Origin of the sequence: Methylobacterium sp., assembly GCF_019745455.1 — a bacterium.
Classification (GTDB): domain Bacteria; phylum Pseudomonadota; class Alphaproteobacteria; order Rhizobiales; family Beijerinckiaceae; genus Methylobacterium.
Genome location: NZ_JAIETD010000028.1, coordinates 137,906 through 152,317 on the forward strand (window position 1 = coordinate 137,906; position 14,412 = coordinate 152,317).

13 protein-coding genes are annotated in these 14,412 nt (G+C 68.9%); 8 read left to right on the forward strand and 5 right to left on the reverse strand.

Going from position 1 to position 14,412, the window contains the following annotated elements; translation table 11 throughout:
• Nucleotides 1-32 precede the first annotated feature (32 nt).
• Nucleotides 33-1,751, forward strand: coding sequence for an NAD(P)H-dependent oxidoreductase subunit E (locus K2Y56_RS06235; protein WP_292506169.1), 1,719 nt, complete (start codon nt 33-35; stop codon nt 1,749-1,751).
• Between the two features lie 267 nt (nt 1,752-2,018).
• Nucleotides 2,019-4,790, forward strand: coding sequence for a formate dehydrogenase subunit alpha (gene fdhF, locus K2Y56_RS06240; RefSeq protein ID WP_292506335.1), 2,772 nt, complete (start codon nt 2,019-2,021; stop codon nt 4,788-4,790).
• 252 nt (nt 4,791-5,042) lie between these two features.
• Here fdhF and K2Y56_RS06245 read toward each other — a convergent pair whose 3' ends face one another.
• Nucleotides 5,043-5,264 carry a hypothetical protein gene (locus K2Y56_RS06245; protein WP_292506171.1) on the reverse strand — a complete coding sequence of 74 codons (222 nt, stop codon included), beginning with the start codon at nt 5,262-5,264 and terminating at the stop codon, nt 5,043-5,045.
• A gap of 195 nt (nt 5,265-5,459) precedes the next feature.
• Between K2Y56_RS06245 and K2Y56_RS06250 the strand changes: the two genes are divergently transcribed.
• Nucleotides 5,460-5,705, forward strand: a complete 246-nt coding sequence (locus K2Y56_RS06250; RefSeq protein WP_292506173.1) for a hypothetical protein — start codon at nt 5,460-5,462, stop codon at nt 5,703-5,705.
• Nucleotides 5,706-5,755: 50 nt separating this feature from the next.
• On the opposite strand, the gene K2Y56_RS06255 is transcribed toward K2Y56_RS06250, so the two are convergent.
• Nucleotides 5,756-5,989, reverse strand: coding sequence for a DUF2171 domain-containing protein (locus K2Y56_RS06255; protein WP_292506175.1), 234 nt, complete (start codon nt 5,987-5,989; stop codon nt 5,756-5,758).
• Nucleotides 5,990-6,241: 252 nt separating this feature from the next.
• Here K2Y56_RS06255 and K2Y56_RS06260 point away from each other — a divergent pair, with 252 nt between their 5' ends.
• The 3 genes from K2Y56_RS06260 to K2Y56_RS06270 all read left to right on the forward strand — a co-directional run bounded on the left by K2Y56_RS06260 (nt 6,242) and on the right by K2Y56_RS06270 (nt 8,691).
• Nucleotides 6,242-6,505: a hypothetical protein gene (locus tag K2Y56_RS06260; RefSeq protein ID WP_292506177.1), complete on the forward strand. Its 264-nt coding sequence runs from the start codon at nt 6,242-6,244 to the stop codon at nt 6,503-6,505.
• Between the two features lie 18 nt (nt 6,506-6,523).
• Nucleotides 6,524-7,516: an SDR family oxidoreductase gene (locus tag K2Y56_RS06265; protein ID WP_292506179.1), complete on the forward strand. Its 993-nt coding sequence runs from the start codon at nt 6,524-6,526 to the stop codon at nt 7,514-7,516.
• 281 nt (nt 7,517-7,797) lie between these two features.
• Complete coding sequence (locus K2Y56_RS06270) at nt 7,798-8,691, forward strand: MBL fold metallo-hydrolase (RefSeq protein WP_292506181.1); 894 nt, start codon at nt 7,798-7,800, stop codon at nt 8,689-8,691.
• A 13-nt stretch (nt 8,692-8,704) separates the two neighbouring features.
• On the opposite strand, the gene K2Y56_RS06275 is transcribed toward K2Y56_RS06270, so the two are convergent.
• From K2Y56_RS06275 to K2Y56_RS06285, 3 genes are read right to left on the reverse strand one after another with little or no spacing between them, the layout of a single operon-like run.
• Entirely contained in the window at nt 8,705-10,951 is a 2,247-nt protein-coding gene (locus tag K2Y56_RS06275; protein WP_292506183.1) for a xanthine dehydrogenase family protein molybdopterin-binding subunit, read from the reverse strand.
• Entirely contained in the window at nt 10,944-12,002 is a 1,059-nt protein-coding gene (locus K2Y56_RS06280) for a xanthine dehydrogenase family protein subunit M (protein ID WP_292506185.1), read from the reverse strand. Before K2Y56_RS06280 ends, K2Y56_RS06275 begins: the two co-directional genes overlap by 8 nt.
• Complete coding sequence (locus K2Y56_RS06285; protein WP_292506186.1) at nt 11,999-12,514, reverse strand: (2Fe-2S)-binding protein; 516 nt, start codon at nt 12,512-12,514, stop codon at nt 11,999-12,001. Before K2Y56_RS06285 ends, K2Y56_RS06280 begins: the two co-directional genes overlap by 4 nt.
• A gap of 188 nt (nt 12,515-12,702) precedes the next feature.
• On the opposite strand from K2Y56_RS06285, the gene cobF reads away from it, so the two are divergent.
• Both cobF and bla read left to right on the forward strand, forming a co-directional pair.
• Nucleotides 12,703-13,473 carry a precorrin-6A synthase (deacetylating) gene (gene cobF / locus K2Y56_RS06290; RefSeq protein ID WP_292506188.1) on the forward strand — a complete coding sequence of 257 codons (771 nt, stop codon included), beginning with the start codon at nt 12,703-12,705 and terminating at the stop codon, nt 13,471-13,473.
• A 25-nt stretch (nt 13,474-13,498) separates the two neighbouring features.
• Complete coding sequence (gene bla, locus K2Y56_RS06295) at nt 13,499-14,368, forward strand: class A beta-lactamase (protein WP_292506190.1); 870 nt, start codon at nt 13,499-13,501, stop codon at nt 14,366-14,368.
• Nucleotides 14,369-14,412: the final 44 nt, after the last annotated feature.

Consider the following 14,412-nt stretch of genomic DNA (forward strand, 5'->3'; position numbering starts at 1 on the left):
GCATTTTGTATGCCAGAAAATAAGGTGAGGGCATGAGCGAGCACGAGACAGGTGTGGTCCGCCGCTTCGAGCACCCTGGCAAGGGGAAGACTCGAGCGCGGCCGGTTCCCAAGGGCAGGCAGGTCGATCCGAGCGCGAAGGTCGAGATCGAGACCTTGCTCGGCAGCCAATCGCGGCAGCGCGACCTGCTCATCGAGCATCTGCACCTGATCCAGGACACCTATGGCCAGATCAGTGCCGCTCATCTTGCGGCACTTGCCGACGAGATGGACCTCGCTTTCGCTGAAGTCTTCGAGACGGCGACGTTCTATGCGCATTTCGATGTCCTCAAGGATGGCGAAGCGAGCCTTCCCGCCCTCACGGTGCGGGTCTGCGACAGCCTGACCTGCGCCATGTTCGGCGCCGAGCCGCTGCTGGAGGCCCTTCGAGAGACCCTCGGACGCGGCGTGCGCGTCGTCCGCGCGCCTTGCGTCGGCCTGTGCGATCACGCCCCCGCCGTCGAGGTCGGTCATAACTTCCTGCACCGGGCCGACGTCGCCAGCGTGCAGGCGGCGGTCGCGGCCGGCGACACCCATGCCCACGTGCCGGTCTATCCGGATTACGACGCCTATCGCGCGGGCGGCGGCTATGCCGTCCTCGACCGGTTGCGTTCCGGCGAACTCACCATCGACGCCATTCTGCAGGTGCTCGACGATGGCGGCCTGCGTGGACTTGGCGGAGCCGGCTTCCCCACGGGGCGCAAGTGGCGCTCGGTGCGCGGCGAGCCCGGCCCCCGGCTGATGGCCGTCAACGGCGACGAGGGCGAGCCCGGCACCTTCAAGGATCAGCTCTACCTCAACACCGATCCGCACCGCTTCCTGGAGGGCACGCTGATCGGCGCGCACGTGGTCGAGGCGCCGGACGTCTACATCTACCTGCGCGACGAATACCCGATCTCGCGCGAGATCCTGGCACGCGAGATCGCGAAGCTGCCGCCCGGCGGGCCGCGCATCCACCTGCGTCGCGGCGCCGGAGCCTATATCTGCGGCGAGGAATCCTCGCTGATCGAATCGCTTGAAGGCAAGCGCGGTCTTCCACGGCACAAGCCGCCCTTCCCCTTCCAGGTCGGCCTGTTCAACCGTCCGACCCTGATCAACAACGTCGAGACCCTGTTCTGGGTCAGGGACCTCATCGAGAAGGGTGCCGAGTGGTGGAAGAGCCACGGCCGCAACGGCCGGGTCGGTCTTCGCTCCTACTCGGTGTCGGGGCGGGTGAAGGAGCCGGGCGTGAAGCTCGCCCCTGCCGGCCTCACCATCCGCGAACTCATCGAGGAGTATTGCGGCGGGATCAGCGACGGGCATACCTTCGCGGCCTACCTGCCCGGGGGCGCATCCGGCGGCATCCTTCCCGCGTCGATGGACGACATCCCGCTCGATTTCGGCACGCTCGAGAAATACGGCTGCTTCATCGGCTCGGCGGCCGTCATCGTCCTCTCGGACAAGGACGACGTGAAAGGCGCGGCCCTGAACCTGATGCGGTTTTTCGAGGACGAATCCTGCGGGCAGTGCACGCCCTGTCGCTCCGGCACGCAGAAGGCCCGCGTGATGATGGAGAACGATGTCTGGGACACGGAGCTCCTTAGCGAGCTGTCCCAGTGCATGCGTGACGCGTCGATCTGCGGCCTCGGTCAAGCCGCTTCGAACCCGCTCACCACCGTGATCAAGTATTTTCCGGATCTCTTCCCGTCGCCGCAGAGACTTGCGGCCGAGTAGCGGTCCTGCGCTGGCGGTCCCCGGCGGGCCGCCCGTACCCCGATTTTCCTGCGCCATCCCTGGAGCGGAACCATGAGCAGCGGCACCCAGAATTCCGGTCTCACCGGAGCCCACGCCACCACCTCGACCGGCCCGCAGGATGCGGGCGGCCCCTCGACCGACGCCAACCCGGCGGCCGGCAGCACCTATTCGCAGGGCGCGAAATCCGGCGGGCAGGCAGGATCGGCCCCGAGTGGCACCTTCGGCCTCAAGGAGATGCCCGCCGGCATTCCGGGCGTGATCTTCGAGTTCGACGGGCAGCAGGTCGAAGCTGCGCCCGGCGAGACCATCTGGGCGGTCGCCCAGCGTCTCGGCACGCACATCCCGCATCTCTGCCACAAGCCCGCGCCCGGATATCGGCCGGACGGCAATTGCCGGGCATGCATGGTCGAGATCGAGGGCGAGCGCGTGCTCGCGGCCTCGTGCAAGCGGGTGCCGGGCGTTGGCATGAAGGTGAAGTCGGCCTCGGAGCGGGCGACCAAGGCCCGCGCCATGGTGATGGAGCTCCTCGTCGCGGATCAGCCGGCCCGCGAGATCTCGCACGATCCGACCTCGCACTTCTGGGTTCAGGCCGATCACGTCGAGGTCGCCGAGAGCCGCTTCCCGGCCGCCGAGCGCTGGGAGGGCGACTGGAGCCACCCGGCCATGCGGGTGAACCTCGATGCCTGCATCCAGTGCAATCTCTGCGTCCGCGCCTGTCGCGAAGTCCAGGTCAACGACGTCATCGGCATGGCCTACCGCTCGGCCGGTACCAAGCCCGTGTTCGACTTCGACGACCCGATGGGCCAGTCGACCTGTGTTGCCTGCGGCGAGTGCGTCCAGGCCTGCCCGACCGGCGCACTGATGCCGGCGGCCTACCTCGACGACAGCCAGACCCGCACCGTCTACCCCGACCGCGAGGTGGATTCGCTCTGCCCCTATTGCGGCGTCGGCTGCCAGGTCTCCTACAAGGTCAAGGACGACAAGATCGTCTACGCCGAGGGGCGTGACGGCCCGGCCAACCAGAACCGCCTCTGCGTGAAGGGACGCTTCGGCTTCGACTACGTCCACCACCCCCACCGGCTGACCAAGCCCCTGATCCGCCTCGACAATGTCGGCAAGGACGCCAACGACCAGGTCGATCCGGCCAATCCCTGGACCCATTTCCGCGAGGCGACCTGGGAGGAGGCGCTGGAGCGCGCCGCGGGCGGACTGAAGCACATCCGCGACACCGTCGGCCGCAAGGCGCTGGCGGGCTTCGGCTCGGCCAAGGGCTCGAACGAGGAGGCCTATCTCTTCCAGAAGCTGGTGCGCCTCGGCTTCGGCTCGAACAACGTCGACCATTGCACCAGACTCTGCCACGCCTCCTCGGTGGCGGCCCTGATGGAGGGCCTGAATTCCGGTGCCGTCTCGGCGCCGTTCTCGGCGGCGCTCGACGCCGAGGTCATCGTCATCATTGGCGCCAACCCGACGGTGAACCACCCGGTGGCCGCGACCTTCATCAAGAATGCGGTCAAGGAGCGCGGCGCCAAGCTGATCATCATGGATCCGCGCCGCCAGGTCCTGTCGCGGCACGCCTACAAGCACCTCGCCTTCCGGCCGGGCTCGGACGTCGCGATGCTCAACGCGATGCTCAATGTCATCGTGACCGAAAGGCTTTACGACGAGCAGTACATCGCCGGGTACACCGAGAACTTCGAGGAGCTGAAGGAGCGTATCGTCGAGTTCACGCCCGAGAAGATGGCGCCCGTCTGCGGCATCGACGCGGAGACCCTGCGCGAGGTCGCCCGGCTCTACGCCCGCTCGCGCGCCTCCATCATCTTCTGGGGCATGGGCGTCAGCCAGCACGTCCACGGCACCGATAACTCGCGGTGCCTGATCGCGCTCGCCCTCACCACGGGACAGATCGGCCGTCCGGGCACGGGTCTGCACCCGCTGCGCGGTCAGAACAACGTCCAGGGCGCCTCCGATGCCGGCCTGATCCCGATGGTCTACCCCGACTACCAGTCGGTGGAGAACGAGACCGTCCGCGATCTCTTCGAGACGTTCTGGGGCCAGTCCCTGGACCCGAAGAACGGCCTCACGGTCGTCGAGATCATGCGCACCATCCATGCGGGCGAGATCAAGGGCATGTTCGTCGAGGGCGAGAACTCGGCGATGTCGGACCCCGACCTCAACCATGCCCGTCATGCGCTGGCCATGCTCGACCACCTCGTCGTGCAGGATCTGTTCCTGACCGAGACCGCCTTCCACGCTGACGTCGTCCTGCCGGCTTCGGCCTTCGCCGAGAAAGCGGGCAGCTTCACGAACACCGACCGGCGCGTTCAGATCGCCAAGCCCGTGGTCCCGCCGCCCGGTGATGCCCGCCAGGATTGGTGGATCCTTCAGGAGTTGGCCCGGCGCCTTGGGCTCGACTGGAACTACACCGGTCCGGCCGATATCTTCACCGAGATGGCGCAGGTGATGCCGTCCCTGAAGAACATCACCTGGGAGCGGCTGGAACGCGAGGGAGCGGTGACCTACCCGGTCGATGCTCCGGACAAGCCTGGCAACGAGATCATCTTCTACGCGGGCTTCCCCACGGCGACGGGTCGCGCCAAGATCGTGCCGGCCAACATCGTGCCGCCGGACGAGGTGCCGGACACCGAGTTCCCGATGGTGCTGTCCACAGGCCGCGTGCTGGAGCACTGGCACACCGGTTCGATGACGAGGCGGTCAGGCGTGCTCGACGCCCTCGAACCCGAAGCGGTGGCTTTCATGGCGCCGCGCGAGCTCTACCGGCTCGGCCTGGAGCCTGGCGACACCATGCGCCTGGAGACCAGGCGTGGTGCGGTCGAGCTCAAGGTCCGATCCGATCGCGATGTGCCGGTCGGCATGATCTTCATGCCGTTCTGCTACGCGGAGGCCGCAGCGAACCTTCTGACCAACCCGGCGCTCGATCCTCTCGGCAAGATCCCGGAGTTCAAGTTCTGCGCCGCTCGGGTCGAGGCTGTGAGGACAACGCAGGTTGCGGCAGAGTAGTATCCCGCCGAACGGAGGCCGGCTGGCGAGCCAGTCGGCCCCGCCCGTTTGAGGACGCCGCCGGGGCCGTGCAGGCCGCAGGCGCGGATGGGAGCCCGGCGGTGGTCAGCATCAACGCCGCGTATCGTCGAGAGCGTCTCCGGTCCGCACCCCGATAAGTCGCGCTCCGGGCGCCCCCCGTCGGTGTATCGATCCGGTCGGGAGTTCAGTCTCCAGATCCGCCCCGCTCCCGACCGCGCACCCCTAGCCCAGCTATCGGCTTCCGATCCGCCGCTCGTGCCTCCACAACGCGACGGCGGTTCTGCGGGCCTCGTAGGCTCGACGCATCGGCGTGCCGTCCTCGCCGCGACCCTCCTGGCTGTAGCCGAAATGGAGGACACCATCGGGACCGTAACGACGCATGATCTCGGAGCGCCATGCCCGGTCCGTATAGGCGAGAGCCGCTTCGGTCTCGGCGAGTCGGTTCATCTGCATGACGGTCATCCTGAGCTTTGGGGTCGAAGTCCCAACGCGTCGCGATCCGATCCGCTCCGCTCGATCTCGCGCCACACTGGAGCGGTTGAGCCAGGATGCTGCCGTCTTCGCCTTACAACCCCGCGAAACGTGGGATGCGGCATTCGATTCCCACGATCTCAGAAACCGGGGCGGGGCGGGAACTGTTGATCACCCATGACCGAACAGACGCCCTCCACCGACTCCGACCGGATCATCGACGCTCGCCGCCGCGAGATGGCGATCGAGCATCTGCTCTTCGGCACGATCCGCTTTGTCGCTCAGCGACATCCCGAGCTCCTCGATGAGCTCGACGGCAGCCTCGACCATCTCTGGGACAAGGCCCATGGTGATGCCCGAGACGACGAGGCTGTACGGGACATCGCTCGGCGCTTCATCAAGAGCCTGCGTGCTGAGCGATAGCGTGAGCGCCGAACCCTGCGGACCGACCGGTGCGCGAGCTCTACCGGCTCTCAGGAGGTCGACCACTCGCGCATGACTTCCTCGGCAGCCCGGTCGAGATGAACCGTATTGCCATCGACGGATCGGACGAAGTCGACCGGGATGAAATGGTGAAGGCCTCCGGCTGCCGGATCCTTCTTCGTCAGTTTGATCTCGCCGTTGTCGACATGATCGACCGTTCCGACATGCACCCCATCCGAGCCGATCACCTCGGCATGCTCCTTGATCTGTGCGACGTCGACCATGCGTTTCACTCCCGGGATCTGCTGCCCTAACAGGTCAGTGGGACGCGCTGTTCCTCCCGCATATGCCTGAGCAGTTCGATCAGGTCGGCTGCGCAGCGGGTCATGAAACGTGGTGGACGCATCTCGAGCGTCGTCCATGCCTGCGCCCGCCTTCGCAGCCACGACGCGGGGAACATGCCCCCTCAGCCCTGGTTGCTCGCTCAGACGGTGGACGTACGATCCGCGAATTGAGACCATCCGGGGCGCACAGATATGGCGGCGAGTACTGAGGGCCTTTCGGACAAGGCCCTGTCGATCCTCATATTCGCCGCCTACTACCGGCTCGTCAGCGGGCAACGGGTCGCGACCGTGGTTCGGCGCGACGGCCACGGCCACGAAGCGGACGCCGAGGGACTTGCCGAGCTGGAGCAGCGCGGCCTCGCCAGCGCGACCGCGGACCAGATCGCCCTGAAGCCGGAGGCAGAGGATTTTCTCGACGCGCTGATCGTGTCTCTGCACCGTCAGGTCGGGCGCTGACGAGGAAAAGGACGAACGATGCAGGATTTGCGTGCTTCGTCCGTCGTCATCACGGGTGCGTCCAGCGGCATCGGCCGCGCGGCTGCCCTCGCCTTCGCCCGCCGCGGCGCGTTCGTCACCCTCGCGGCGCGCCGGGCCGATGCACTCGACGACCTCGCCTGGGAATGCCGCGGTTTGGGTGCGAAGGCCCTGGCGGTGCCCACCGACGCGACCGACCCAGAGGCCGTGTTCAGGCTGGCCGAGGCCGCCCAGGCCGCTTTCGGCGGTATCGACGTCTGGATCAACAACGCGGGCAGCGGGGTGTTCGGTCCTTATCAGGACGCCCCCCTCGACCTGCATCGCCGCACCGTCGAGCTCAACCTCCTCGGGGGGATGTACGGAGCCTATGCCGTGCTGCCCATCTTCCTACGTCAGGGACACGGAACGCTCATCACGAACATCTCCCTCGGCGGCTGGGCGCCGGCGCCCTTCGCGGCAGCCTACACCGCGAGCAAGTTCGGCCTTCGCGGCTTCACGGCGAGCCTGCGGCAGGAGCTGCGGCGGCATCCTCGCATCCACGTCTGCTCCGTCTTCCCGGCGATGATCGACACGCCCGGGCTGGAACACGGCGCAAATGTCTCGGACCGCCAGATCGACACCGGGCCCCTCGTCTACGCGCCGGAAGATGTCGCCGAGACCTTCGTCCGGCTCACGAGGCATCCGCGTGACGAGGTCGCAGTCGGGTGGCCGGCTCGGTTGGCGCAGATCGCCTTTTCGCTGGCGCCGGGACCGACCGAGCACATCATGGGTGCCGCGATAACCCGCGCCCTAAACCGTGCGGAGCCTGCCGAGAGAAACGACGGGGCCCTACGGGCTCCATCGAAGGACACGCCACGCGTGAGTGGTGGTTGGCGGGAGCGCAAAGGCGCTTCCTCCGCACGGCACTTGAGCCGGACCGGAGGTGTCCTTCTGGGCGGCGCAGCCCTCCTCGTACTGACCTCGCTCGCCGTCAGATCGTCTCGGCGGACCTGACGCGTCAGGCCGAATGTCCGCGTACAGGACCGCGCGGATCGCACTCCACCGGAGGCAGGGTCGAAAACCGCCAGGGTGCGGCCGGCTCGAATCCGTGCGACCAACGATCCAGGAGCCCGAAATGGCTGCAGGATCCATCTCATGTCGCGGTCTCCACCCTGCCCTGCTGGACGGTTTAGGGTCGGGGCGGAGCCTTTCCCATGCCAGGAACACCGGTCGGCGGAGTCGAGTTGGCGGCAGAACGGACCGCACGAGGCCCTCCTCACACAGGCGCGCTCTCCATGGCTCAGCAGATCCCCATCAGCGGCGAGGCGCGTGCCGACGATCCGGAATCGGGCGATGACGGCACGCACGAGATCACGCATGACGTCGCCTATCGGCGCCTCGGGTTCGTCAACGTGGTGTTCGTCGGGCCGCCCGGCGCCGGCGACCGCGGCTGGGTCCTCGTCGATGCCGGCCTCGTCGTCGGGACGAGGCCGCTGATCAAGAACGCGGCCGCGGCGCGCTTCGGCGAGGGCGCCCGCCCGAGCGCCATCGTCCTGACCCACGGCCATTTCGACCATGTCGGCGTTCTGGAGGATCTCGCCGCGGAATGGGACGTGCCCGTCTACGCGCACGAACTGGAGCGACCCTACCTCGACGGCAGCGCCTCCTACCCGCAGCCCGATCCGAGCGTCGGCGGCGGCGCCATGGCCCGGCTCTCGCCGCTCTACCCGACGAAGCCGGTCGACGTGTCGGCGCGCCTGCGGATTCTTCCCGCCGACGGCAGCGTGCCGCCGATGCCGGGCTGGCGCTGGATCCACACCCCCGGCCATTCGGTCGGGCACGTCTCTTTCTTCCGCGGGTCCGACCGCACGCTGATCGTCGGCGACGCCTTCGTCACCACGGCTCAGGAATCGGCCTATGCGGCCGCGACCTACGAGCCCGAGATCCACGGGCCGCCGAAATACCTGACGATCGACTGGGACGCCGCGCGACGCTCTGTCCAAGTCCTTGCGGGGCTCGACCCCGAGCGCGTGATCACGGGTCACGGGCGGCCCTTGCAGGGGCCGGAAATGCGCAGCGCCCTGCATCGGCTCGCCGAGGATTTCGATGCCATCGCGGTTCCCCTCGACGGCCGCTACGTCGAGACGCCGGCGACGGCCGAGAACGGCCGGGCCTACCGCGATCCCTGAACGCCCTGCTCTCTCAACCGAGCAGCTTGTCGAGGGTGATGGGGATCTCGCGCACTCGTACGCCGGTGGCGTGCCAGACCGCGTTGGCGATGGCTCCGGCCGTGCCTGTGATGCCGATCTCGCCGACCCCCTTGATGCCGAGCGGGTTCACGTGCGGGTCGTGCTCCTCCACGAGGATCGCCTCGACCGAGGGAATGTCCGCATTCACCGGCACGTGGTACTCGGCGAGATTGGCGTTCATGATCCGGCCGGAGCGCAGGTCGTGGACGGCGTGCTCGTGCAGCGCGAGCGAGACGCCCCAGATCATGCCGCCGTAATACTGGCTGCGCACGAGGCGCGGGTTGATCACCCGTCCAGCCGCGAAGGCGCCGACGAGGCGCGTCACCCGGATCTGACCGAGATCGGGATCGACCTTCACCTCGGCATAGACCGCCCCGTGAGCGTGCATCGCGTAGGCTTTTCGCGAGGCCGGCTCGCCCGCACCCTGGCCCTTTGCCTCGATCGAAGACCGGCCGGCCCGCGCCAGGATCTCGCCGAAGCTCTCCGAGCGGGTCGGGTCGTCGTTTCGGACGAGGCGTCCGTCCCGCGCAGTCACGCCGGCATTGCCGGCGCCGTAGAGCGGCGAGGCGGGATCGTTGGTGGCAAGGCCGGCGAGTCCGGCGATGGCGCTCGATGCCGCGTTGTGCACCGCCATGCCGCCGGTCGCGGTGCCGGTGGAGCCGCCGGCAAGACCGCCATTGGGAAGGTCGGTATCGCCGATGCGCAGGGTGACCCGCTCGGCGGGAAGGCCGAGCCCGTCGGCGCCGATCTGGGCGAGCACCGTCCACGAGCCCTGGCCCATATCCTGGGCCGAGGTCTCGATGAGCGCGGTCCCGTCGGCATGGATCGTCGCCCGCGCCTCGCCCTGCATCATGCCGGCCGGATAGGTCGCCGTGCCCATTCCCCAGCCGATCAGGAGCCCGTCTGCATCGCGCAACTGGCGCGGCGCCTTGGGGCGCTTGGCCCAGCCGAAGCGCTCCGCCCCTTGCGCGTAGCACTCCCGCAGGGCCTTGGACGAGAACGGGCGGCCGGTGATCGGCTCGACCTCGGCGTAGTTCTTGAGGCGCAGCTCCAGTGGGTCGAGATCGAGTTCGAGGGCGAGCTCGTCGAGGGCGCTCTCCACCGCGACGCTGCCCGGCGCCTCGCCCGGAGCCCGCATGAAGATCGGGGTGCCGATATCGGCCCGCGTCCCCTCATGCGTCGTGGAGATCGCCGGCGAGGCGTAGAGGTGGCGGGCGATGAGACCGCAGGCCTCGTAGAAATCGTCGTAGGAGCTCGTCTGGGTCAGGGTGTGGTGGCCGAACGCCGTGAGCGCCCCGTCGCGGGTCGCGCCCAGCGTCAGCGTCTGCCGGGTCGGCGCGCGGTGGCCGACGGGGCCGAACATCTGCTCGCGGCGCGTCACCAGCTTCACCGGACGGCCCACCAGCTTGGACGCCATGACGCCGAGGATCTGCGGCGGGCTCAGGAAGCCCTTCGAGCCGAAGCCGCCGCCGAGATAGTGGCAGATGACGCGGATATTCTCGGGCGGGATGCCGAAGAAGCCGGCGAGACGGGCCTTGGCGATCCAGAGCGCCTGGCTCGGGGTGTAGAGGGTCAGACGGTCGCCGTCCCACTCGGCCACGCTGGAATGGGGCTCCAGGGCGTTGTGGTACTGCGCCGCCGTCTCGTAGGTGGCGGTGAGGCGGGAATCGGCCACCGCGAGGCCGTCTTCCAGGTCGCCGGTGCCTTCCGAGGTGGGCGATCCGGCTCCCACGGCCGGGGGCGTGAGGAGGTCGCCCTCGCCCAGGGCGATCACGGGCGTCTCGCTCACGTAGCGGGGCGCCAGCAGGGCCGCGCCCTCGGTCGCCGCTTCCAGGGTCTCGGCGATCACCACAGCGATCGGCTGGCCCGCGTAGCGGACGTGGTCGCCCTGCAGGAGGTCGAGGCGAAAGGCGAAGGGGTTGTCCTTCTCGTCCGGCGATTTGGCGAGCGTCGGCGCGTTCTTCGGCGTCATCACGGCGACGACGCCGGGGTGACCTTCGGCCGCCGCGACGTCGAGATGAGCGACGCGGCCCTTGGCGATGGTGCTCACCGCCATCACCGCGTGCAGCAGGCCCTCAGGCCTGACATCGGCGGTGTAGCGGGCGGCGCCCGTGACCTTGTCGGGTCCGTCGCGGCGGGTGATCGGCTGGCCGATGGAGCTGCCGTGGCGCTGGTGCGCGAAGCTGACGGTCTCAGGCATGGACGGCGTCTCCAGCGGCTACGGCGAAGGGGCTGGCCGGCAGGGCCGGCAGGCGAGCGGGCGTACCCGCGGCCGCTTGGGTCAGCGCCCGGACCACGATGCGGCGGGCGAGCTCGATCTTGAAGGCGTTGTCGCCGGAGGGCCGGGCATCGGCCAGGGCCGCTTCGGCGGCGGCCCGGAAAGCCTCCTGGTCCGGCGCCCTGCCGAGGAGGACCGCCTCTGCGGCCTTCGCGCGCCAGGGCTTCAGGGCGACGCTGCCGAGCGCGATCCGCGCCTCGGCGATGGTTCCGCCATCCATCCGAAGGCCCACCGCCGCGGAGACGACCGCGAAGGCGTAGGAGGTGCGCTCGCGGACCTTGAGGTAGCGGGAATGGGCGGCAAAGCCTGCGGCCTCCGGCGGCAGGCGCAGGGCGACGACGAGTTCGCCCGGCTGCAGCACGGTCTCGCGCTCGGGCGTCTCGCCGGGAAGGAGGTGAAACTCCTCGAAGGCGACCTCGCGGCGGCCGGACGGCCCCTCGATCTCGACAACCGCGCCGAGGGCCGCGAGCGGCACGCAGAAATCGGAGGGGTTGGTCGCGATGCAGTGCTCGCTCCAGCCGAGGATCGCGTGACCGCGGGTCACCCCTCCCCTCGCCTCGCATCCGGCGCCGGGCTCGCGTTTGTTGCAGGCGCTCGCCGTGTCGTAGAAATACTGGCAGCGGGTTCGCTGGAGGACGTTTCCGGCTGCCGTGGCGGCATTCCGCAGCTGCGCCGAGGCCCCGGACAACAGAGCCTCGGCCACTGCCGGATAAAGCGCGACGAAGGACGCATCCCGGGCGATCGCGCTGTTGCGCACCAGCGCGCCGATGCGGGTCGATCCGTCCGGCAGCGTCTCGATCCGGTCGAGACCGGGGAGCCGGGTGATGTCGACGACGCGGCCGGGCCGCGAGATCCCGCCCTTCATCAGGTCGACGAGGTTGGTGCCGGCGGCGAGATAGGCGGTATCGGGGCTTGCCCCCGCCGCCACGGCCTCGGCGAGCGACGATGCGCGGACGTAATCGAAGGGCCTCACGCCGCATCCTCCGTCAGGTTTCCGCCGGGCAGGACGTCCGGCGCGTTCATCGCCGCATGGGCCTGGAGCACGGCATCGGTGATGCCCGCATAGGCGCCGCAGCGGCAGAGATTGCCGCTCATGCCCTCGCGCACCCGCTCGGGATCGCCATCGCAGCCCTCCTCGATCAGCCCCACCGCGCTGAGGATCTGGCCCGGCGTGCAGAAGCCGCATTGGAACCCGTCATGGTCGAGGAAGGCGGCCTGGACCGGGTGCAGCACGTCGCCCTTAGCCAGCCCCTCGATGGTGACGAGGCTGGCGCCGTCATGGCTCACGGCCAGGGCGAGGCAGGAATTCAAGCGCACGCCGTCGACCAGGATGGTGCAGGCGCCGCACTGACCGCGGTCGCAGCCCTTCTTGGCGCCGGTGAGGTCGAGACGCTCGCGCAACAGGTCGAGGAGCGTCACCCGCGCGTCCTCGATGACGACGTGGCGCGGGACGCCGTTGACGGTCAGCGTGATCGGAATGCTCATGATGGACAGGCTCACGACCGATGACGGCCGCCGACGTGACGACGGCGTGTCTGGAGCCGTTCCAGATAGCTCAACCTCGCCGGGCGACCAGTGGCGGCGCGGAGCGATCTCGGAACAGAGTTGACCCTGGTGCGCGGCTGCAGCCAAACACCCCACCCGAGATGCAGCAGCATCGGGCCGGAGAGCGCATGAGACAGATCCTCGTCATCGGCATCGGCACCGGCGACCCCGAGCACGTCACGGTGCAGGCGATCAGGGCGCTCAACACGGTGGACGTCGTCTTCGTCCTCGACAAGGGCCAGGAGAAGGATGCCCTCGTGCGCCTGCGCCGCGAGATCTGCGAGCGCTACATCACCGAGCGGCCCTATCGCATCGTCGAGGCGCAGGACCCCGAGCGCGACCGCAACCCTGCCGATTACGGCGCCACCGTCGAGGCCTGGCATGGCGCCCGCGCCGAACTCTACGAAGGGCTGTTCGCCAGCGAGCTCGGCGAGGACCAGTGCGGCGCAATCCTCGTCTGGGGGGACCCCTCCCTCTACGACAGCACGATCCGGATCGTCGACCGGATCGTTGCCCGCGGTCGGATCGCCTTCGGGTTCCGGGTGATCGCCGGGATCAGCAGCGTGCAGGTGCTCGCCGCCTCCCACCGCGTCGCCCTCAACCGCATCGGCGCGCCGGTGCGGATCACGACGGGGCGACAACTCGCCGGGGGACTGCCGCAGGGTGAGGAGACGGTCGTGGTGATGCTCGACGGCAATCCGCCCTTCGCCACCCTGGATCCGGATCTCGAGATCCACTGGGGCGCCTATCTCGGCTCGCCCGATGAGATGCTGGTTTCGGGCCGCCTCGGCGACGTCGCCGAGGCCCTCGGCCGAGCGCGAGCCGAGGCGCGGTCCCGTCACGGCTGGATCATGGACACCTACCTCCTGCGCAAGGCGATGCCGGGTTCGGGCGAATGACCGGCCAACCTGCAAGGAAAGGCCCATGATCTCACGCCGAGCCGTCCTGACTGCCTCGCTGGCACCGCTGGCCCTTCGATCCCCGTCCTGGGCGGTGGGGGACCGGGGCGCCGCCGTCCAGCGCGCCTGCGCCGAACTCGAAGGCCGGCATGGCGGGCGACTCGGCGTCGCCATCCAGGATACGTCGGGGATTACGCGGCTAGCTTATCGCGGGAGCGAACGCTTTCCCCTGTGCAGCACATTCAAAGTCCTCGCCGCGGGCGCCATCCTCGCGCGCGTCGACGAGGGCCGCGAGAAGCTTGCCCGCCGCGTCGTCTATGGCCGCGGCGACCTCGTCACCTACTCGCCGGTCACAGAGCGTCATGCCGACGGGAGCGGGCTGACCATGGCCGAGATCTGCGAGGCCGCCGTGACGCGCAGCGACAACACCGCCGGCAACCTGATGCTCGACAGCCTCGGAGGCCCGTCCGGGCTCACCGCCTACCTGCGCAGCCTCGGCGACGGCTCGACCCGGCTCGACCGGCGGGAGACGGCCCTCAACGAGGCGCTTCCCGGCGATCCGCGCGACACCACCACGCCCCTGGCGATGCTCGACACCCTCGGCTCCCTGGTTCTCGGAAGCGCCCTCTCGGCCGCGTCCCGGGCGCAGCTTGCCGCATGGCTTCTGGCCAGCACCACCGGTGCCAAGCGCCTGCGGGCTGGCGTCCCGGCGCAGTGGCGGGTCGGCGACAAGACCGGATCGGGCGATGACGGCACGACCAACGATGTCGCTGTTCTGTGGCCGCCCGAGCGGCCACCCATCCTGGTCGCCGCCTATTACACCGGCTCGCAGGCCTCCGGCGACGAGCGCAGCGCCGTGCTGGCGGAGGTCGGGCGTCTCGCATCGGCCCCGTGAATCTCACCGCCGCAACCCCGGTTGGACCGGCGGGACGCGCCCTG

Bases quoted from the DNA above. Each gene is read 5' to 3' on its own strand.
- K2Y56_RS06235 (WP_292506169.1), top strand. From the start codon at position 33: ATGAGCGAGCACGAGACAGGTGTGGTCCGCCGCTTCGAGCACCCTGGC.
- K2Y56_RS06245 (WP_292506171.1), bottom strand. From the start codon at position 5,264: ATGCAGATGAACCGACTCGCCGAGACCGAAGCGGCTCTCGCCTATACG.
- K2Y56_RS06250 (WP_292506173.1), top strand. From the start codon at position 5,460: ATGACCGAACAGACGCCCTCCACCGACTCCGACCGGATCATCGACGCT.
- K2Y56_RS06255 (WP_292506175.1), bottom strand. From the start codon at position 5,989: ATGGTCGACGTCGCACAGATCAAGGAGCATGCCGAGGTGATCGGCTCG.
- K2Y56_RS06260 (WP_292506177.1), top strand. From the start codon at position 6,242: ATGGCGGCGAGTACTGAGGGCCTTTCGGACAAGGCCCTGTCGATCCTC.
- K2Y56_RS06265 (WP_292506179.1), top strand. From the start codon at position 6,524: ATGCAGGATTTGCGTGCTTCGTCCGTCGTCATCACGGGTGCGTCCAGC.
- K2Y56_RS06270 (WP_292506181.1), top strand. From the start codon at position 7,798: ATGGCTCAGCAGATCCCCATCAGCGGCGAGGCGCGTGCCGACGATCCG.
- K2Y56_RS06275 (WP_292506183.1), bottom strand. From the start codon at position 10,951: ATGCCTGAGACCGTCAGCTTCGCGCACCAGCGCCACGGCAGCTCCATC.
- K2Y56_RS06285 (WP_292506186.1), bottom strand. From the start codon at position 12,514: ATGAGCATTCCGATCACGCTGACCGTCAACGGCGTCCCGCGCCACGTC.
- cobF (WP_292506188.1), top strand. From the start codon at position 12,703: ATGAGACAGATCCTCGTCATCGGCATCGGCACCGGCGACCCCGAGCAC.
- bla (WP_292506190.1), top strand. From the start codon at position 13,499: ATGATCTCACGCCGAGCCGTCCTGACTGCCTCGCTGGCACCGCTGGCC.